The following is a 19,773-nucleotide window of genomic DNA, read 5'->3' as shown; positions in this document are numbered from 1 at the left end:
CCCGGGATCGCCGGCCTGTGTCGGCGAACCTGCCGCAATTCCCCTGGGACACCATCGCCGCAGCCAAAGAGCTGGCCGGGGCTCATCCGGACGGAGCCGTCGATCTCTCCGTCGGCACCCCGGTCGACCCGGTCGCGCCGCTGATCCAGGAAGCGCTGGCAGGTGCCGGTTCGGCATCTGGCTACCCGGCTACGGCCGGTACCCCACGACTGCGTGAGTCCGCCGTGGCCGCGCTGGCTCGCCGCTACCAGATCACTGGTTTGATCGAGGCGGCGGTGCTCCCCGTGATCGGCACCAAAGAACTCATCGCCTGGTTGCCGACGCTGCTGGGCCTGGACACCACCGACGCGGTCGTGGTCCCCGAATTGGCATATCCGACATACGAAGTGGGCGCCCGGCTAGCGGGAGCGCAGGTGCTGCGTGCGGATTCGCTGACTCAGCTGGGCCCACAATCGGCGGCTCTGGTCTACCTGAACTCGCCGAGCAACCCGACCGGGCGGGTGCTTGGCGTCGACCACCTGCGAAAAGTGGTCGGGTGGGCACGCGATCGAGGCGCAATCGTGGCTTCCGACGAGTGCTATTTGGGTTTGAGTTGGGACGCCGAGCCTCCGGGAGCGTTGTCGGTGTTGCATCCGGCAATCTGCGACGGCGACCATACCGGGTTGCTTGCGGTGCACTCGCTATCGAAGACCTCATCGCTGGCCGGCTATCGGGCTGGTTTCGTCGCAGGGGACTCAGCCCTCGTCAGTGAGCTGCTGGCCGTGCGCAGACACGCCGGGATGATGGTGCCGACGCCTGTCCAAGCTGCCATGGTGGCCGCCCTGGAAGACGACGACCACGAGAATCTGCAGCGCGAGCGTTATGCGCGGCGGCGCGCGATCCTGCTGCCGGCGTTGCGCGGAGCAGGCTTTGCTGTTGACCATTCCGAGGCGGGTCTCTATCTATGGGCCACCCGCGGGGAGGACGGCCGCGAGACCGTCGCGTGGTTGGCGCAACGCGGCATCCTGGTCGCCCCTGGCGACTTCTACGGCCCCCGCGGCTCCCAACACGTTCGGGTGGCGCTGACCGCTACCGACGAGCGCATCTCCGCTGCGGTGAAACGGTTGAGCTAGCCCCGGTGTGCGCCACAAGCGCGTTACGTACCGGCGGCCGGGCTCACCGCCAGGTCGTGCGCAGCTGGGTCGTGAGTGCGAGCGGATTGTCGCCGCGGAACAGATCGAGGATGGCTTGGCCGTCGGGTGAGTCGGCTCGCAGCTGCCGGGGCGGGCCGATGTGGGTTCGCCAGGCCTGTGCGAGATGTCGCCGTCGATCTTTGTTTCGTGCTAACCAGCGCGGTACGGCATGCCAGGCCACTGCGCCTGGCACGGGTAGCCCCATGACCGCACGCGCCGCGAACGCTGCCCGAGCCAGGCGCGTGGCCGGCGGCGTCAGGATCTTGCGGCCGATGAGGTAGCGCGGCTCGCCGAGAGGCGCGAGTAGCTCGTCGAGGGCTGCCGTGAACCGCTGGGATTGCTCGGTGGGTACGCCGTCGAGTTCACACCGGATCCAGCCGTCGGGGTCCGCCTTGATCCGAAGTGCTTCCGCACCTCGTTCGGCGCCGCCGGCCGCATGGAGTGCATCCGCGACGACCGCGGCCAACCGCTCGAGTGCGTTGGGCGCCTGTTCCAGGCGGCGGCTCTCGGTTACTGCGGCGGCTGTCACTATGCCAGCGCCCGTCGCGATAATGCCGCCAGCGGTCGCGGCCCCGGCGACTGGGCCAAAGTTGGCGTACGCGATGACTCCGCCGGCTCCGGCGGCGACCGCAGATAGGCCGGTGCGTGCGCTCCTGGCCAGTCGGACCGGATTGAGCCGCCCTGGCACGGGTGGGGTCAATGCGGACGCCGGGATGCGAGGCGCTGCAACCCCGAGTGAACCACCCGACCGCACGCGGATGGTTGCTACGTCGATCCCCTCATAGGGCTCGCCAATGCGCCACCATGCCCGGGCCCGGGCACGTTCAGCCGTGCGCCGCAGCGCCTGCGCGGTGATGGTGTGGGCATCGGTGACCGGTGGGCGGTAAGGCGAAAGCGATGGATCACAGTGCGTCACACCCGATTCGATGAGCCCCTGGGGACTGGCCGCGAAATAGTCGTCGTGTTTGCGTACCAGGCGGAGGTAGTCGGCATCGCCGCGCGGATGGTCTGCGGTGCTACAGCAGACCGACCAGTTGTCGGCAACTTTGTGAACATCATTGGGATCTTTGCGGATTGCACGGCCGCGCATCTGCGTGATCGCCGCCTTCGTGGTTGCGCTCGTCAGGTCGATGTTGACGTTGACCGCCGCGCAGTCCCAGCCCTCGCCCAGAAGGGCGCGGGTTCCGACCAGCACGCGCGCGGCTCCCGACAGGAAGTATGCCGTCGCCAGCGCGACCCACGTTCGCGGGGAGAAGCCGCCCGCACGGCCGCGGACAACGCGCAACGCCGGATGGGCATCGAACGGCTCGGTGGTGACAAGTGCGCCCCGCTCTGCGCAGAACGCGACGAGGTGATCGTCAATCGCAGCTGGGCACGCGAAGGTTTGCCCCGTCACCAGCAAGGCGTTGAGTGGGGTGCTACGTCGGGCGTCGGATACCGCAAGCATGGCGGTGACCAGCTGGGCCGAACCCGACTGATTGCTGATGGGAGCTCCCTTCAGTGACGTTGGCAGGGTGCCCGACATCGATTCGAAGTCGCAGAGCACCAGAGCCCGCAACCGCGATCCCAGGACGGCGTCTTCGGTGTCGAGGATGTGCGCGGTCGCGGCGATCTTCGACTCGGAGAGTGCACAGACTCTGTCCACCGGTGAGGTCGCGACACGCACGCCACCGCGGGTCAGCCGGTAGCCCAAGCCGGGCAGCACCCGTTTGATCGCGGTGAGCGCGTGCCCGTCGCGGGGATCCTCGCTGCGTTGTAGGTGCCCAATGCTGAAGTCGGTCAAGACATTGACCCAATCGTGTGCGTCGGGTGCAACGCGGTGCTGTTCGCGCAGGCGGGCTCCGTCGGGCAGCGGAATCATGCCGTCAAACGCGAAACGCAGTCCGCTCATCGCGAGATCGGGTTCGGCGCGTTCGAATGTCGACCATGCGATCTGATTGCCCTCTGCTGTTGATCGATCCACGATCCGCGCGCGTAGCCACGCGGCCAGCGACATGCTGCCCACCTGTTGGTCGATCAGCTCCAGCATGAGCTCGGCGAAGCGGGCGCGATGGGTCGCGACCCAGGCTTGCTCGTCGGGCGTCGGTTCGGTCAGGTAGACCAGCTCTTGATAGGGCGCGAGGTCGCCTTCTTTGACCAGTGCGGGTGTCGGGACCACGAAATCGGCGGTGCCGAACAGCTCGTCATGAAGCGTGTGCTGCCACGCCGTGAGCTCTGTCGGTGGGGTTGCTGTCAGACCGATCAGACCCGTCTGGGGTCCCAGTACCGACGCCAACGCGCTGACCAGCGCTCCCCACGTCGCCAGCAGGTGGTGACATTCATCGAGCACCAACGTCCACGGTCCTCGCGCCGCCGCTCGCTCGATCAACGCCCTTCCGTTGGGGTGCAGCAGCCCCAGCAAGGCCTGTTGATCGCGGCTCTTGAGGACCTTCCGCCGAACTGCGGAATCCGTGTCGTCATCGATGACGGCGAGGGACTGATACGTCAGTACGTTCATTGCCGACGTCAGGTCACGCTCGGTGCCGCAATCAGACGCCGATGGCTGTGTCGATGGAAAGTTGTTGTCCCACAACGCGGCCCACTGCGCCTGCACCGCCGTATTGGGCACCAGCACCAAGGTCCGCCGCCCCAGTCGGCGCGCGGCCTCCAGTCCGATCATGGTCTTGCCTGCGCCGGGGGGCAGCACCAGATACGCGCGGTTGTCTCCGGCAGCGACATCGGCGTCGAACGCGTCCAACGCCTGACGCTGATACACCCGCCATTGTCCGACGAAGCCCCGCGACTCAAGTTCGCGGCGAGGCTCCACGACAGCCCACCCTATTAGCTAGGGTTGGCAACCACTATGACGCGCGCAAGGTGGCTGGCTGTGTTCTTCGTTGGCGTGGTGCTGTTGCTCTCCACCGGGGCCTGCGGATCCTCGAGCTCGCCGCCGCACTCGGCGTCCAGCGATGCCCCCGCCGGGGCCTGCCCGACGACGGCGCCGTCATTCGGCAGCGGCGAGATTCGAGCGGCATTGGAATCGACACCGCTACCGGCCGGGGTCACGCTCGTCAGTCAAGAAGAAAGACCCAGTATCGATGATCGGTCGAAAATCGATGTGGTGGTGATCATTTGCCAGCCCGGGCTGGTCGGTGGCCAGCTCAAGGGTGTTGCGACGATGCTCGCCCGGTCGTTGCAAACGTCGGGCATTGCGCCGCGCGTCCTCATGCTGCTCGTGGGCAATGTCGCCGAGGACGCCCACCCGGAGGGGGAGGTCCGCCTGGACGACTTGGGGCACTATGCATTCTCGCCGTCGACCGAGATCGAGGCCGCGTGGAAGTATGCGGCCGAAAGCTGAAAGCTGACGATCGCCGAGCTAGGTCGAGCTACGTGCTGATATCGGCGAGAAAGGCGCCAGATGCCTCGGTCCATTGATCGGCAAGCGTGAACGTGCCACACACCGCGTTGGTGTTGTTGACGAGCTGCGCTTCGCCGGTCGGCTGCGACAGCTGTACGGTCGTTCGGCCGGTGACCCGGATGGAGAGGTCAACTGTGTTGGGATCACTGGGGTTGGCGGCGGTGCTGTAGTTGCCTGAATCCGCGCTTCGCGCGCCGTCGGTGAAGGTGAGCTTGAGGAACGCCTCGTCGGGGTTCAGTTCGGTTTTAGGGTCCGTAAGCTCCGACAGTGGGCGTTCGCTGGTGCCGATATACACCACGACCGCTCTGCCATCGCCGCCCAGCCCGGCAAGCGGGCGATCTGCCACCGCGTAGACGGTGGACCAATCCAGCCCGTCGGGATACGCCCCATTCGTTGAGCTGACGGTTACCGCGGTCTCTGTAGGGCAGTCGAAGCCTTCCACGTCCCCCGTTGCCGTCGTCGGGGACGACTCATCGGACGTCGTCTGGCTCTGACTGGTTGCTGCGGGCTCGGTCGAATTCGAGCCGCAGCCGGCCGCAATCAAGCTTGGTAGCGCGATCAACGGCACGGCCATGACTCGAAGTAAAGCGGGATGCATGCTGCCTCCTGGCGTCCGAACGGGTGGATTGGTACGTGAATTGGTGATCAGCTGGTCGATCCCCACGCTAGTGCTTCGCCGTCGGCCGCCTATCCCCGCGGCAGCCTTCGACCGCATCACAGGGCCGGGGCCGCGCGGCGTGCCGAGTAGAGTTCGTGCACGTCGAAAGGTGCAACAGCGTGGGGCAAGTCGATAGATGGCAAAGGTTGTTGGCAGGACCCCTCGCGGGCATGACCGCGGCCAGCATCGGCATCATCTACGGCTACGACTTGTCCACCATCTCCAGCGCGCTGCGGTACATCGCCGACGAGTACGACTTCTCAACCGGCGGCCAAGAGATGGTGATCGCTGCGGGGGTGATCGGACAGATCGGTGGTGCGGTTGGCGGTGGTGCGCTCGCCAACACGATCGGGCGCAAGTACTCGATGCTGCTGGTAACGGTCGTGTACGGGGCGTTTGCGGTGGTGGGTGCGATGGCGGTCAGCGTGCCGGTGCTGTTGGTTGCCCGGTTGATGGTGGGTCTGGCCATCGGGGTGTCAGTCGTCGTGGTTCCGGTCTTCATGGCCGAGTGCGCGCCCGCCAGGATGCGAGGTTCAGTTCTGGTCGGGTACCAGCTGGCAACGATCCTGGGCATCCTCGCCGGCTACCTGGCTGCGTACCTGCTGGCCGGCTCGGATTCCTGGCGCTGGATGCTGGGCCTGGCCGCGGTGCCCTCCGCGCTGATCATGTCGCTCTTGCTACTGATACCGGAGACCGCTCGCTGGCACATGCTCCAGGGCCGTGTTGGGCCCGCACGCCAGGTTCTGCGATGCGTTGAGTCGGATGCGGACGCCGAGCGCGATCTCGACGAGATCGCCAGCGCGCAGGAGGAAGAACGCGGCAGCGTGCTCGCCACGATGCTGCGGCCGCCATACTTGCGCGCCACGGTCTTCGTGGTCGGCCTCGGTTTCTTCGGTCAGATCACGGGTATCAACGCCATCGTCTACTACAGCCCTCGCCTGTTTGCGGCCATGGGATTGAGTGGGAACTTCGCTATGGCGATCCTGCCCGCATTGGCCCAAGTCTCCGCGTTGGCGGCAGTCGTCGCATCGATGATGCTTGTGGACCGATTGGGTCGGAGGCCGATTCTGTTGTCGGGCATCGCGATGATGGTCACTGCGGACGTCGCGCTCATCGCCGGCTTCACGGTTAGCTCGGATTCCGCGGCAGGGGTGATAGGACTGGCCGGAGTCGCGCTTTTCACCGCCGGGTTCAGTTTCGGCTTCGGCTCGTTGGTCAGCGTCTACGCCGGTGAAAGTCTGCCCGCGCGGATGCGTTCGATGGGTTCGAGCTTGATGCTCAGCTCGAATCTGGTGGCCAATGCGATCACGGTCACCGTCTTCTTGACGCTGCTGGACTCGCTTGGGGGTGCCGGCACTTTCACGGTGTTGGGTAGCCTCGGACTGGCCGCGTTGGTGTTTGTCTACCGGTTGGCCCCGGAAACGAAAGGCCGTCAGCTGGAAGACATCCGGCGCGTCTGGCAAGAGCCCGCTACGGCGAAGTCGAGCGCGGTGGGTAGAGGTAGTGCAAGACCAGGGCGGTGACCACGCCATACCCGAGGTGCGGGACGAGATCGCTGATCCAGCCGATCAAGCCCCACGTCCGCGGGTCGGTGACCCCGAGAGCGATCATGGGTCCGTTCGTTCCGACCAGCGCGCCGACGGTGGCGACCGCCGCGGTAACGATCCACCCGGGTCGCCAGCCCAGCGCGTAGGCCAGGCCAAGGAGCACCCCGATGCCGATGCCGGCGGTGTAGCCGCTCAATGCGCCAAGGCCGGAGATTCGGCCGGCCAAGGCGTCACCGCTGCCTGGGATTGTGATGTGAAACAGCCTGGCTAGCGCCTCAGCGGTCCGTTCCGGCGTCGTGCTCGCCGGGCGGCCCCGGACTGCCATGTCGAGGTAGCCGATGACATTGAGTGCGCTGGTGCCGGCTGCGCCAGCAGCAGCGCCGGCCCACAATCCCGGCCACAGCGCGGCAATTTGTCGGGTTTTCACCGGTTTGGTCTCCTTGCATGTCGTAGTCTCTCCGCGATTGTCAGGGTGCAGCCGACGCCCTATTGTCCGTCTCCTGACTTCATCACTTCCCGTCCGGGCGCGGTAGCCAAGTGTCAGCATCCCAACAATGCCTTTGCGGGATCGCGATACACTTGGCCCACAGCGGGGGCCGGTTTTTGGGATGACGACGATGTCCTACATGGCGACGGCGCCGGAGGCGCTGCTGGCGGCGGCCAGCGATCTGTCGGGTGTTGGCTCGGCGCTGGACGCGGCCAATGGTGCCGCGGCGGCCTCAACCGCACGCGTGCCTGCGGCGGGCGCCGATGAGGTGTCTGTGGCGATCGCGGCGTTGTTCGGCAGCTACGCCCAGGAGTATCAGGCGTTGAGCGCACGGGCAGCGGCGTTTCACTACCACTTTGTGCAGGCTCTTACCGCCGGTGCTGGCTCGTATGCGGGCGCCGAGGCCGCCAGCGCGTCACCCTTGCAGCAGGTGCTCGACATCATCAATACGCCCACCCAAACACTGCTGGGGCGCCCCCTGATCGGTGATGGCGCCAACGCGACGACTCCGGGTGGTAACGGCGGCGACGGCGGAATCTTGTATGGAAACGGCGGGTCCGGGGCGGCCGGCGCTTTCGGTCAAGTCGGTGGTAGCGGCGGGGATGCCGGATTGATCGGCAACGGCGGGGCCGGTGGGGTCGGCGGCACGGGCGCGGCCGGCGGCGTGGGTGGTCGCGGTGGCCTGCTGTACGGCAACGGCGGTTTTGGTGGGGTTGGCGGGAACGGCAGCGTGGTCGGCGGGGTCGGGGCCACCGGCGGAAATGGTGGGGCCGCCGGGTTGATCGGTGTAGGTGGGGTTGGTGGGGCCGGCGGGCTGGGCGCCCCCGGCGACAGTGGCCCCGATGGTGGCATGGGTGGCCGCGGCGGCGCCGGTGGGGCGGGCGGGGCCGGCGGGATGCTCGTGGGAGCGGGCGGCGCCGGCGGGTTCGGCGGCGAAGGCGGACTTGGTGGCGAGGCGATGGCCTTCGACGGGATCGGTGGAACCGGCGGAGCCGGCGGGGTCGGCGGCATCGGTGGGGCCGCCGGCCTGATCGGGGACGGTGGGGCCGGCGGGCACGGCGGCCAAGGTGAGGTCGGCGGCTTCACTGGCGTCGGCGGCACCAGTGGGGCCGGAGGCGACGGGGGGGCGGGCGCCCGCGGCGGCGCCGGCGGCCTGCTGTACGGCAGTGGCGGGGCCGGAGGGGCCGGCGGTGCCGGCGCTACGATCGACGAGGCTGGGACTCGCTTCGGTGGTGCCGGCGGAGCTGGCGGAGATGGCGCTCATGGTGGCGCCGCCGGGCTGATCGGCACTGGTGGTGTCGGGGGCGCCGGTGGGTCCGGCGGCACGGCCGGCGCCGGTGACGAGAGCGGCGGCCACGGCGGCAAGGGCGGGGCCGGCGCTCCTGGTGGGGCCGGCGGATCGCACTTCGGCAACGGTGGCGACGGTGGCATCGGCGGCGACGGCGGCAACGGCGGGGAAGGCAATTTGGGTAATGGCGGCACCGGTGGTGCCGGTGGAGCCGGCGCTCATGGCGGGATCGGTGGGCTGCTGTATGGCGATGGTGGGACTGGCGGTGCGGGGGGCGGTGGCGGCAACGGTGGGAGAACCAGTCTCGGTGCAGGCGGCGCCGGCGGCAACGGTGGGGCCGGAGCTCTTGGCGGCGGCGCCGGGCTGGTCGGTGGCGGCGGCAATGGTGGCGCCGGCGGCAACGGCGGGGTTGCCGGTCAGGGCGGCATCGGCGACGGTGCCGATGGCGACGGCGGCGATGGCGCCAACGGCGGCAACGCGCAGTGGGTCGGTAACGGCGGCAATGGCGGGTCTGGCGGCACTGGCGAGCTGCCGGGAACCGACGGCCTCGGTGGCAGCGGTGGGTTGCTCTTCGGCGCGCCCGGGACTCCCTAGAACGGCGGCGGTTGATTGCGTTCGGCGACGCGGCCGGCGTTGAGCGCACGCTCGGCGTTGATGCGGTGGGCGCGGTCTTGCTGCCGGGTACGGCTGCGGGTCGGCATCGTGGCTCCGCGATGGCCGAGCGGTCGATCCGCCGTTGCGGCAAGGGGCAATTGGGCGGTGGGCAGGCACAGGCTGGGAAACAGCAAGCGACTGCCGGGTCGGGTGGTGTAGGTGTGCCCGCTGGGGGAGGTCCAGGTGATGGTGCCGTCGGGGTGTTGGCGGTCACGCCAGCCGCCGGGTCCGGTCCAGAACGTCTTGAGCAAGTGGTGTTTGCGGCACAGGCACTTGAGGTTTGACGGGTGGGTCGGCCCGTACGGGTAGGGGATGGTGTGGTCGATATCGGTGGATTCCGCGGGCCGATCGCAACCCGGGAATCGGCACGTCATATCGCGGCATCGGATGAAGCGCTGCAGTGATGCCGAGGGGCGATACCCCGGCTCTGGCCCGGCGTCGGCGAAGGCATTCACGCGGCGGATCGTGGCGCCGCCGGCGATGAGTTCGGCCACCCGTGAGGCGGGCACCATGGCGCCGCTGGTGAGGAATGCTGCCGGCAACCGGGTTTCGGGTGTTTCGGGGTCGGGATCCAGCGCCTCGCGGACGGAGGTACCTGGCGTGATCGGCCGCGCAGGTTCCTCGCCGGAGGTGTGTGGGTCCGGTTGGGCGGTTAGTGTTGCGGCGTCGGTGATTACGTGGATCATCACCGCTGCGGCCCGCGGGTCGGCGTCGGCCGCAGCGGGACAACCGGTGGTCGAGCAAGCGCAAGTGAGCCGTACACCCCCAGCGGCCAAGGTTCCCAGGGCGTCGGCGCGTCGCTGGGCGATAGTGCGTGGATCGGCGTCGCAGACGTGGTGGGCCATTTCAGCGAGCCGGCGATCCAGCACGGCACCGTCGGTGGCCAACAGTGAGCCCCACAGCGTTGCAGTGCCGTCGTTGTTGTCGTCCGGTGCGATCACTACCTCGCGCCCCCGGGCGCCGGCGCGAGTGCGTCGCAGCGCCGCGGGGTCGTAGCGGTCGACGATGGCGTCGATTGCCTGAGCGGTCTTTGCCTGCGACAGCGGTCCGAACTGGCGCGCGGCGCTGGCCAAGACGGCGTCCACCTCCCGGAGAGCGCCGGGGTCTTTGATCAGGGCGGTGTGCCAGGCGATCGCGGAGACCAGCCGCAGGCTGAGAGTGCCCTCGGCGAACAAAGCCGCCACAGCGGGCAGTCGGTCGCGTAGCGCCATCGCCAGATACATCTGGCTCGAGGCCAGTCCGTGGCTGACGTTGAGCGCTGCAGCGACCTGGGCGGCAATCGCATCCCAGTTGTCGCATGACCAGTACGCGCGGTCGGCCGGGCCATCGGCGTGTCGGGTGACCAACTCTGCGATCGCGGCTAGCCGGCGTGCGGCCGCGGCGGCCTCGGCGCGGGCCGAATCAGCCATCTCCGACACCACGACCCGATCTGCAACACGATCGAACATACTTTCGAATCTAGCGGACAGGAGCAGCGTCCGCGCGGCCGAAATCGGCGGCTGTGCACAAACTTTCCACTGTGGATAATCTCAACGGCCGGCGCAGACTCGCAGCCCCAGCGAAAAGAGCAGCCGCACCTCGGGATCGGCGAGCGAGGTCGCCAATAGTTTCTCGATGCGCCGTACCCGATAGCGGACAGTGTTGGGATGCACCTGTAACCAGTGTGCCGCTGCAGCGATGTCGCCAAAGCTGTCCAGGTAGGCGCGCAGCGTGTCGGCCAGCGCCGGATCCTGCGCGTACAGATCAGCCACCCGCGGGTCCACGAGCCGAACGTCGGTGCCGATCAGCGCGACGATCTCGTCAAGGAGAACGGTGGTGCGGGCTTCGGCCAGCGATGTCACCTGTCCGATCGAGATCGGATGGCGTTGCGCGCTATCCAGCACCCGGTCCACCTCGGCCCGGGCCGTGGCGACATGGGTTAGCCCGGCAACCGGGGCCGCGATCGCGGCTCGCAGCTCCACTCCCAGCTCGGTGCGAAGAGCGCCGATCGTGCCACGAGCCCACGAGGTGATGGACCGGGTCGAGGTGGTTTGTGGCAGCAGGACATAGATCCTTGAATCACGCGCAGCTACCTGGGCATCACCGCGAAATGCGCTTGCGCTCAGAGCCAGGACGTCAGCCAGCCGGGTGGGACGTGGCCCGACGTCCGCGGTGTCGCTGGTATCCGCGGCATCGGCGGTGGCGAAGCCGATCAGCGCGGCGTTTCCGTCCGGTGCGACGCCCAGCTCGCGGGCGATGGCAGATACGTCGAACGCTGCGGTGGCTACATCTGAGTCGGCCAGTCCGAGCAACTGCTGCACTCGACGCGCGTGCGTGGACGGCTGGGCCGCCAGCCGCGCCATGAGCCGGGCGGCCAGCACCGCAGCTCCCTGCAGCATCTCCTCGGCATCGTCGGCCAACGGCTGTGAGCCCTGCTGCACCCAGATGGTGCCGGCGAACACCGGCGGCGGCCGCGTCCCGACCGCGGGCTGATGAATCCCGATGGCCAGGCGCGGGCGCAGACCCAGCTCCGGGCGCGCGGCAACGCGCACCACCGCGGCGCTGGCCCGCAGCGCGTCGAAGATGCCCCACTGACCGATCCATTCCAGATGCTCGGGCGGGCCGGCGCGACCCAGGATCGAGAGCCGACGCAGCTCGTCGGCTTCCTCGTTGGAGGCCGAATAGGCGAGTACATGTGACTGGGCATCTTCGACGCTGACCATGCCGTGAATCCGATCGGCCAGCGACTGCGCGAGGCCAAACAGGTCGGCGCCCGAATCATCCGGGCCCCGGTCGCCGTGGTGCTCCAAGACGTGGTTCACCAACTGGTATAGCCGCTCCCAACGGGCTTGCGGCTCCACGGCGACCACCGCTGCGCCGGCCCGGACCGCTTTCGCCACCAGAGCTTGCCGCGGCTGTTTGGCGAAGATCGCGACCGGCGCTCGCCCGCGGGTCTGCCCGTCAAGCCACTGCACGGCCTCGTCGTCTGTGACTCCGAGCAAGAAGAAGACATCGGCCGAGCCGGCCGCCGCCGTCAGGCCCAGCCGCACATCGTCGGAGTCGATCAGCGCCATGGAGGACACCGGCAGGTCCAGGCCGCGCGGCGCATCTACCAGGCTCACGACTGTCGCGTCCAACGCGAGCAACAGCTGCCCCAGGCCTACACCAGCCACCCTCATGTTGTCTGATTTTACTAGGACAACCCCATCATGTTGTCCGATCAGACAAGCAATCCGGCCCGCGGCGCGGGGATCCTGGCTACATGGACGCCATTACTCAGGTGCCGCTACCGGCCAACGAGCCGGTCCATGCCTATGCGCCCCAATGCCCGGAGCGGACTCGGCTGCGTGCCGAGCTTGCCCGGCTGGCTGCGCACCCGATCGACCTCCCGCATGTCATTGGCGGCAAACATCGGATGGGTGACGGCCAATCGATGGATGTCGTTCAGCCGCACCGGCACACGGCAAGACTGGGCACCCTGACCAACGCCGTGGCCGCCGATGCCGGCGCCGCGATCGAGGCGGCCATGGCCGCGAAGAACCCCTGGGCGCACCTTCCGTTCGACGAACGCGCTGCGGTGTTCCTGCGCGCCGCCGATCTGCTGGCGGGGCCCTGGCGGGAGAAGATCGCTGCGGCGACCATGCTCGGTCAGTCCAAATCCGCTTATCAGGCTGAGATCGATGCGGTTTGCGAACTCATCGACTTTTGGCGGTTCGACGTTGCATTCGCTCGCCAGATCCTCGAACAGCAACCGATCAGTGGCCCCGGGGAGTGGAACCGAAGCGACTACCGCCCGCTAGACGGTTTCGTGTACGCGATCACCCCGTTCAACTTCTCCTCGATCGCCGCCAACCTGCCCAGCGCACCGGCATTGATGGGCAACACCGTCATCTGGAAGCCGTCGATCACCCAAACGCTGGCGGCCTACCTGACCATGCAGCTGCTCGAGGCTGCCGGGTTGCCGCCCGGGGTGATCAACCTGGTCACCGGCGATGGCTTCGCCGTGTCCGACGTGGCGCTGGAAGATCCTCGACTGGCCGGCATCCACTTCACTGGATCTACGGCCACCTTCGGCCACCTCTGGCAGCGGGTGGGTGCGAATATCGGTCACTACCAGAGCTATCCGCGCCTGGTCGGCGAGACCGGGGGCAAGGACTTTGTGGTCGCTCATGCCTCTGCACATCCGGATGTGTTGCGCACCGCTTTGATTCGTGGCGCCTACGACTACCAAGGACAAAAATGCTCAGCGGTGTCGCGGGCCTTCATCGCACACTCGGTGTGGCAGCGGATGGGTGACGACTTCCTGGAAGCGACTTCGGAGTTGCGATACGGCGACATCGCGGATCTCTCCAACTTCGGCGGGGCGCTGATCGACCGGCGTGCCTTCGACAAGAACGTCGACGCGATCGAGCGGGCGAAGGGGGCAGCCGGCGTCACCATCGCCGCTGGCGGCGAATATGACGACAGCGTGGGTTATTTCGTGTATCCGACGGTCCTGCTGTCCGACGATCCGCGGGATGAGTCCTTCGCAACCGAGTACTTCGGGCCCGTGCTGTCGGTGCACGTGTACCCCGACGCGCAGTACGAGCAGATCCTGGATGTCATCGACACCGGTTCGCGTTACGCGCTGACCGGCGCGGTCATCGCCGACGACCGCGATGCAGTGCTGACCGCACAGCAGCGGTTGCGTTTTGCGGCTGGAAACTTCTATGTCAATGACAAGCCCACTGGGGCGGTGGTCGGGCGGCAGCCGTTCGGTGGGTCGCGCCGATCGGGCACCAATGACAAGGCCGGATCGGTAATGAACATGATGCGCTGGACCTCCGCGCGCAGCATCAAGGAGACTTTTGTCCCAGCGACCGACCACAGCTACCCGCACATGGCGTCAGAGTGATGTCCGCTCTGTTCGCCCACACGCTGCGGCCGGCCTTGTTGGCGGCGAGCCGATCCGAGCGGCTGCGACGTTCCGTCGAGCGATCGCCGATCACCGGTAGGGTGGTGCGGCGGTTCGTCCCGGGCGACACGCTCGGCGATGTCCTGGATGCCATCTCGGTGCTGAGGGATTCGGGCCGCTACGTAAGCATCGACTACCTGGGTGAGAACGTCACCGACGCCGACGACGCCGCAGCCACCGTGCAGGCATACCTCGACCTCCTCGACGCGCTGGGTCAGCGAGCCGGGGCGGCAACGAACAGCGTTCCTCCGCTAGAGGTTTCGCTCAAGCTGTCGGCGTTAGGGCAGGCGGTGGATCGCGACGGACAGAAGATCGCGCTGGAAAACGCCCGCATCGTCTGCGAGCGGGCCCAACACGTGGGCGCATGGGTCACGGTAGACGCCGAAGACCACTCCACCACCGACGCAACGCTGTCGATCGCGGGCGATCTTCGCGTCGACTTTCCTTGGCTCGGCACGGTTGTGCAGGCCTACCTGCGGCGCACCCTTAGCGACTGCCACGAACTGGCGGCCGTTGGTGCTCGCGTCCGATTGTGCAAAGGAGCCTACGACGAGCCGGCGGCGGTGGCATATCGAGATGAAGCCGACGTCACCGACTCGTATCTGCGGTGCCTTCAGGTCCTGATGGCCGGCACCGGGTATCCGATGGTGGCCTCACATGATCCGACCGTGATCGATGCGGTGCCGCGGATGGTTCACGAATCTGGGCGCACCGAAGCCGATTTCGAATATCAAATGCTGTACGGCGTTCGCGACGATGAACAGCGCCGACTGACCGACGCCGGTAACCACGTGCGCGTCTACGTACCGTTCGGCACCGAGTGGTACGGGTACTTCGTCCGACGGTTGGCCGAACGCCCGGCCAACCTGGGGTTCTTCTTGCGGGCGTTGGGTGAGCGCCGCGGCTGAGCGGTATCAGGCCAGCGGATCGGTCACGCACGCGCGTGCCGCGGGTCGCCCACCCTGTGGGATCGCTGCCGGCCACCCGGTCGAGTGCTGCCGGTGACCGTGCACGCGCGGTCGTCGCGGTTACCGGCCCTGCCGTATGCACGGTCTGGCCCACTTCTGCGTGCTGGCTCCCACCGGCTACCTTCTCGCTTCGCACTTTGGCGGGTGGTCACCGATGCGCCGATGAGGATCGTTCGCATCGTCTGCTCAGCGGCGTCCGTCAAGAGCCGCTGGGCGTCGGCGACAGCGTCGGCCAACGACATCGGCGCCGGCATGATCGAGGAAATGGCCTCGATACCCACATCGTGAACCGCCCGCGCCCCCGGGCCGATCGAACCAGCGAGCGCGATCACGGGTACCCCCGCGCGTTCCGCGCGCCGCGCCACCTCAGCTGGCACCTTCCCCCGGGGAGTCTGGAAGTCGACCGATCCTTCGGCGGTGATGACGAGGTCCGCTTCGGCGATCTTGGTGTCGAGATCAATTCCACACAGCCCAGAATCAAGCAGCGCATCGAAACGGGAGAGCAGGGTAGCGCCGACGCCGGCAGCAAGTCCTGCGCCCAATCCGCCCGATGCGCCCGTCCCCATCCCGGTGCGGATGTCGGCGACTCGGTAGCCGTCGCGCTTGAGAATCGTTGCCCAGTTTTCCAGCGCCTGCGACAGCACTTCGACGTCTTCGTCGCTGGCGCCTTTTTGCCTGGCGAAGACCGGCGCGACGCCTTTTTCGCCGCACAGCACGTTGTTGGGATTGCAGGCCAGCACAATGTCGACGCCGGCGAGCCCGCGATGCAATCCGCTGAGATCAAGTGAGGCGGCCCGCGCGAGATGGCGCCCGCCCAGCGGAAGATCACGGCCGGCGGAGTCCAGCACCCGCGCACCGAGTGCTTGCAGCGCGCCGGCGCCACCGTCGCACGTGCCGGAGTCGCCGCAACCGACGATGATCCGGTCTGCGCCGTCGTCAAGGGCCGCGGCAATGAGTTGTCCCACGCCGTAGGTGGTCGTCGCGCACGGGTCGCGCCGATCGCGGGGCACTAGGGAAAGTCCTGCCGCGGCCGCCATCTCGATCACGGCCGTTCCGGAAGCTGCTCCTCCCAGGCGTGCGTAGTGGGCTGTGACGGTTCCGCCGGCCGGACCGTGGACCGGCACCCGAACCAACCCGCCACCGGTTGCTGTTGCAAGGGTGTGTGCGGTTCCCTCGCCGCCGTCGGGGATAGGTGCGATGTCCACCGATGTGGCTGGCGCCACCCGTCGGATACCGGCGGCGATCGCGTCGGCGACCTCCTCCGCGGACAAGCTTTCCTTGAATCCGCTGGGCGCAACCAAGATTCGTAGTGCTGGGTAGATGCTCATCATCACTCCTTAGTTTTCGGGTCGATTTGGAGGTTGGTCGTTACAGGTACAGCGACAGGCCGAGCAGCGGCCACACGTCGAAGGCGAAAAGTGCCAGTAGGATTGCCGACAGCGGCGCTAGCGCGGCAGACAGCCGAAGCAAATCCCTGCTGGTGTAGCCCGGGAAGTCGTCAGTTGCGGCGAACATCGCGACAGGCTTGGCCGAGCTGGTCAGTGTCAGGCAAAAGCCTGCGGCCGCCGTCGAGATGAACGCGGCGGCAACCGGAGCGATGCCTGCCATGGGTGCGATGGTGACGACAATGGGAATCAGCACCGCAGACCGTGCCGATCGCGACTGCAGGACGAGATGGGCGCCGATCGAAACGACGACCAGGATGATCACGAAACCGCTCGTGGCCCAGCTACCCAAGAGGTTGCACGGACTGAAGGCAGCTCGTGCCAGCCACTCCGCGGCTCCACTGTCGGTCACGGCGGTTCCCAGCGCAAGCGTGGCGGCCATGAAGGTCAACAGCGACCAGGGCACCGCCTTCAACGCGTCCGACACCGATGTCGTCCCGAATCTCGGGGCAACAGTGATCAGTGCTCCGACGACGGCGATGACCGCCGCAGCGATGTGGTGGATCGGCCCGGTGCACCAGCCGATGATGACCATCGCGAGCAAGCCGACGACCCGACGTTGCGGCCCGTCGAGCCGAGCACCTGGGGTGGTCGATTCGTCGCACGTCAATGCGGTTGCCGGCACGCTCAGACGAGTCCGTCGATCCGGTGCGCTGGTGAACAGCATCAGGATGACTTCGGCGGCAAGGTGCGACCACACCACGGCCAGCGGCAGACCCGCAGCCAGCCATTGGAGAAAGCTGATGCTTTGGCCGACGGTTTCGCCAAGGATGTGGTTGGTCACCAAATGTGCGCCGGCGCCAATAGGGGAGGCGATGGCCGACAACAGGATGACGGTCGGAATCAGCATGGCCAGGCACCGTGTCAGCTGCTTGCGGTCTGATAGCGCGGCAGCGAGGCCCCCGAACACCGGCAGGGCCAACACTGCCCGGCCGGATGTGGCCGGAACGGCGAATGTGGCGACGATGAGCGCGGCCGTGACAAGGTGCACGAGTTGGCGAGGGGTGCGTGCCATTGCCAGCAGTCGTGCGGCGTATCTGGCCGGCAGCCCGGTCGCCGTGACAGCGGTAGCGATGATGAAGGCCCCGATCAGCAGCCAGATAAGGTCCTGGCCCACCACCGCGGTGACATCGCCGACATCGATGGCGCCAGCGACCGCCAGGACAGCCACCGCGCCGAGGGCCACATGAGAGTCTTTGATGGGTGTTGCGATCCACATCCAGACCGTGGCGAGGAAGACCACGAGCGTGGTCGCACCCCGCACACTCAAGCCACCGGACATGCACGAGTGGACGATCCCCGACAAAGCGGCCAGAGCGACCATGAGAGAACCGGCGTGACGGGCATATCGGGACAGCGACGCAGATCGCATGCCAGCGCGGACCCCGGTGGTTTCTGGTTGGCTCTCGACGTTGCTCAGATCGAGAGCTTCTCGCGTGGCCGGAGTGATCAACATGTGCGTCCCCTGTGTCGTACCCGTCGTTGTCTGGGTACAAGGTTCCGGCGACGCGATCCCCGGATTCTGAATAGATTCTTGGAACGCCAGCAGCTGGCCTCGGCGCGGGCTGCACTGCCCTGGTCACGGGGATGAGCCCGGCAAGACCGGCTCGTTAGGTCGGGTTGCCGGTGTGGGGATCCAGGAGCAGCGTCGGTTGCTTTGGACCGGTGAAATCGAACATCGCGTCCAGCGGGCCGGCGCGTTCGTCGAGCGACTGATCGCCGATGCGTCCGGTGTCCCAGTTGTCTTCGATGAACCGAAGGATCGAGGTTTGGTCAGCAAGGGTGTGATCAACGAAATTTTCTTTGGCAAATGGCGATATCACCAGCAGCGGTAGGCGTGGACCGTATCCGCACCGCCCTTGGTAGATGACGGGCGCGTCGTTCGGATCACCGCAGACCCCCGGAGCGTTCAGTGCGTCTTCAGCTGTGGTGGACGGCGATACCGTCGGCGGCGCCTTGTGGTCGTAGAAGCCGTCGGAGTCGTCATAAACGATGATGGCTGCAGTGTCCTGCCAGTCCGGAAGCCGTTGCAGCCGGTTGATCGTTTCAACGAGAAACTGCTGCTCGTCGAGCGGATCCGAGTAGCCGGCGTGCCCGTCCTGATAGGCGGGCGGTTTGAGGAAGCTGACCGATGGCATGTGACCTGCCTCGGAAGCGGCCCAAAAGTCCGCCAAGTCGTACTGATGATTGGCTTGGTCGGTGATTCCGATGTTTTCGATGGCGCTCGGTGGTCGGTGATGTGGATTTGCCGTCGATACGTAGTACTGGAACGGCTCGTGGTGCGGAAGGTAGTCAGGTTTGGTGCCGAACGGCAATGCACCGGTCTTTCCGGTTCCGCCCAAAATCGCACCAACGTTGTGCGTCGCTCCGCACTCGGCGGTGCCGTCGGCCCGTCGGGCGGTGGGCTTGAATCCGTCCTGAAAGTAGCCCCAGGTGACGCCCTTTGCATTGAGTAGGTCGCCGATGTTCTTGTTCTTGCTGCTGAACTGCACTTGATCGCGGGTGGAGCAGTCGTCGCTCAGCGGTTGCGGATCGCCGATCAGCGTGCCTTGCCCGTTGTCGGTGCTGTCGATGACGACATGCGGCGGGAACGGTTGTCCGCCGGGCATGAATTGTGCTGTTATTCCATGAGTTTGGCCTGAAACAAGACTGATATGGCCGGGAGTGGACGGGCCGAATGTCGTGTTGTAGAAGTTGTCGCTGATCGAGAAGTGCTGCGCGTAGTTCCACAGCGCGGTCACCGTGTTGCCGTCGTAGTAGGCCATGACCAGCCACGGAGCGTTGAGGATTGGCGCGGGGCAGAGCCTGTCCGGGCTGTTTTCGACAAACCGATTCATCGCACCGCCGTTAGCAGCCAATTGCTCGGTGCGGTACGTGTGGTCCTGATCGCACACCACCTGTTGATCCGGGCCGCCCAGGCGCACCGGTTGTGCCGCATTGGGATTGCTCGTTAACAGCTCGGCAGCCAGCCCGTCGACCTCGGGCGTGTCCGGCCTGGCCGTGAATGGTTGGCCATCGATGTTCGCTGCGCGCGGATAGGTTCCGAAATAGTGGTCGAAGGAGACATTCTCTTGAATGATCACGACGAGATGGTGGATGGGTGTGGCGGTGGGTGGCTCCGCGCGCGGCGCGCTAGGTCGCGGCGCGACGCAACCGGCGACCAGGACAAGGAGCGCCGCCATAGCGGTGCGGAAACAGACAACACATGCCGGCTTCACGTTGAT

The 19,773-nt window shown here is 66.8% G+C and carries 14 protein-coding genes; 6 read left to right on the top strand and 8 right to left on the bottom strand.

All coding sequences use genetic code 11. From position 1 onward, the window contains the following. Positions 1–17 precede the first annotated feature (17 nt). On the top strand, positions 18–1,112 hold the full coding sequence (dapC, locus tag F6B93_RS17070; protein ID WP_211699562.1) for a succinyldiaminopimelate transaminase: 1,095 nt from the start codon (positions 18–20) through the stop codon (positions 1,110–1,112). Between the two features lie 43 nt (positions 1,113–1,155). Here dapC and F6B93_RS17065 read toward each other — a convergent pair whose 3' ends face one another. Beyond that, positions 1,156–3,978: a DEAD/DEAH box helicase family protein gene (locus F6B93_RS17065; RefSeq protein WP_211696137.1), complete on the bottom strand. Its 2,823-nt coding sequence runs from the start codon at positions 3,976–3,978 to the stop codon at positions 1,156–1,158. A 60-nt stretch (positions 3,979–4,038) separates the two neighbouring features. Here F6B93_RS17065 and F6B93_RS17060 point away from each other — a divergent pair, with 60 nt between their 5' ends. After that, entirely contained in the window at positions 4,039–4,509 is a 471-nt protein-coding gene (locus F6B93_RS17060) for a hypothetical protein (RefSeq protein ID WP_211696136.1), read from the top strand. Between the two features lie 28 nt (positions 4,510–4,537). Here the strand turns inward: F6B93_RS17060 and F6B93_RS17055 are convergent, their stop codons facing one another. Next, the gene (locus F6B93_RS17055; RefSeq protein WP_246540817.1) at positions 4,538–5,113 is read right to left on the bottom strand and encodes a hypothetical protein; all 576 of its coding nucleotides are present in this window, start codon (positions 5,111–5,113) and stop codon (positions 4,538–4,540) included. Between the two features lie 284 nt (positions 5,114–5,397). On the opposite strand from F6B93_RS17055, the gene F6B93_RS17050 reads away from it, so the two are divergent. Continuing rightward, the gene (locus tag F6B93_RS17050; RefSeq protein ID WP_211699561.1) at positions 5,398–6,750 is read left to right on the top strand and encodes a sugar porter family MFS transporter; all 1,353 of its coding nucleotides are present in this window, start codon (positions 5,398–5,400) and stop codon (positions 6,748–6,750) included. Here F6B93_RS17050 and F6B93_RS17045 read toward each other — a convergent pair. After that, positions 6,698–7,201: a hypothetical protein gene (locus tag F6B93_RS17045; RefSeq protein WP_211696134.1), complete on the bottom strand. Its 504-nt coding sequence runs from the start codon at positions 7,199–7,201 to the stop codon at positions 6,698–6,700. The two genes, F6B93_RS17050 and F6B93_RS17045, sit on opposite strands and share 53 nt — an antisense overlap. Before the next feature lie 190 nt (positions 7,202–7,391). On the opposite strand from F6B93_RS17045, the gene F6B93_RS17040 reads away from it, so the two are divergent. Continuing rightward, positions 7,392–9,143: a PE family protein gene (locus tag F6B93_RS17040; protein WP_211699560.1), complete on the top strand. Its 1,752-nt coding sequence runs from the start codon at positions 7,392–7,394 to the stop codon at positions 9,141–9,143. Here the strand turns inward: F6B93_RS17040 and F6B93_RS17035 are convergent. Both F6B93_RS17035 and F6B93_RS17030 read right to left on the bottom strand, forming a co-directional pair. Then, entirely contained in the window at positions 9,140–10,651 is a 1,512-nt protein-coding gene (locus tag F6B93_RS17035; RefSeq protein ID WP_211696133.1) for an HNH endonuclease signature motif containing protein, read from the bottom strand. The two genes, F6B93_RS17040 and F6B93_RS17035, sit on opposite strands and share 4 nt — an antisense overlap. A gap of 81 nt (positions 10,652–10,732) precedes the next feature. Then, positions 10,733–12,361, bottom strand: coding sequence for a PucR family transcriptional regulator (locus F6B93_RS17030; RefSeq protein ID WP_211696132.1), 1,629 nt, complete (start codon positions 12,359–12,361; stop codon positions 10,733–10,735). An 83-nt stretch (positions 12,362–12,444) separates the two neighbouring features. On the opposite strand from F6B93_RS17030, the gene pruA reads away from it, so the two are divergent. Further along, a complete protein-coding gene (gene pruA, locus F6B93_RS17025) occupies positions 12,445–14,076 on the top strand; it encodes an L-glutamate gamma-semialdehyde dehydrogenase (RefSeq protein WP_211696131.1) in 1,632 nt (543 codons plus the stop codon). Continuing rightward, complete coding sequence (locus F6B93_RS17020) at positions 14,076–15,044, top strand: proline dehydrogenase family protein (protein WP_211696130.1); 969 nt, start codon at positions 14,076–14,078, stop codon at positions 15,042–15,044. Before pruA ends, F6B93_RS17020 begins: the two co-directional genes overlap by 1 nt. Before the next feature lie 23 nt (positions 15,045–15,067). On the opposite strand, the gene F6B93_RS17015 is transcribed toward F6B93_RS17020, so the two are convergent. The 3 genes from F6B93_RS17015 to F6B93_RS17005 form a co-directional block, all read right to left on the bottom strand. Continuing rightward, the gene (locus F6B93_RS17015) at positions 15,068–16,432 is read right to left on the bottom strand and encodes a glycerate kinase family protein (RefSeq protein ID WP_211696129.1); all 1,365 of its coding nucleotides are present in this window, start codon (positions 16,430–16,432) and stop codon (positions 15,068–15,070) included. 40 nt (positions 16,433–16,472) lie between these two features. Further along, a complete protein-coding gene (locus tag F6B93_RS17010) occupies positions 16,473–18,005 on the bottom strand; it encodes an SLC13 family permease (protein ID WP_211696128.1) in 1,533 nt (510 codons plus the stop codon). A gap of 154 nt (positions 18,006–18,159) precedes the next feature. Continuing rightward, positions 18,160–19,731: a phospholipase C gene (locus tag F6B93_RS17005; RefSeq protein WP_211696127.1), complete on the bottom strand. Its 1,572-nt coding sequence runs from the start codon at positions 19,729–19,731 to the stop codon at positions 18,160–18,162. Between the last annotated feature and the right edge of the window lie 42 nt (positions 19,732–19,773).

The organism is Mycobacterium spongiae (genome assembly GCF_018278905.1).
GTDB classification, from domain to species: domain Bacteria; phylum Actinomycetota; class Actinomycetes; order Mycobacteriales; family Mycobacteriaceae; genus Mycobacterium; species Mycobacterium spongiae.
This window is presented reverse-complemented; position numbering and strand designations above follow the sequence as displayed.

Excerpts from the sequence above, each read along its gene's own strand:
- F6B93_RS17050 (WP_211699561.1), top strand. The coding sequence starts at position 5,398 with ATGACCGCGGCCAGCATCGGCATCATCTACGGCTACGACTTGTCCACC.
- F6B93_RS17040 (WP_211699560.1), top strand. The coding sequence starts at position 7,392 with ATGTCCTACATGGCGACGGCGCCGGAGGCGCTGCTGGCGGCGGCCAGC.
- F6B93_RS17035 (WP_211696133.1), bottom strand. The coding sequence starts at position 10,651 with ATGTTCGATCGTGTTGCAGATCGGGTCGTGGTGTCGGAGATGGCTGAT.
- F6B93_RS17030 (WP_211696132.1), bottom strand. The coding sequence starts at position 12,361 with ATGAGGGTGGCTGGTGTAGGCCTGGGGCAGCTGTTGCTCGCGTTGGAC.
- pruA (WP_211696131.1), top strand. The coding sequence starts at position 12,445 with ATGGACGCCATTACTCAGGTGCCGCTACCGGCCAACGAGCCGGTCCAT.
- F6B93_RS17020 (WP_211696130.1), top strand. The coding sequence starts at position 14,076 with ATGTCCGCTCTGTTCGCCCACACGCTGCGGCCGGCCTTGTTGGCGGCG.
- F6B93_RS17015 (WP_211696129.1), bottom strand. The coding sequence starts at position 16,432 with ATGAGCATCTACCCAGCACTACGAATCTTGGTTGCGCCCAGCGGATTC.
- F6B93_RS17010 (WP_211696128.1), bottom strand. The coding sequence starts at position 18,005 with ATGTTGATCACTCCGGCCACGCGAGAAGCTCTCGATCTGAGCAACGTC.
- F6B93_RS17005 (WP_211696127.1), bottom strand. The coding sequence starts at position 19,731 with ATGGCGGCGCTCCTTGTCCTGGTCGCCGGTTGCGTCGCGCCGCGACCT.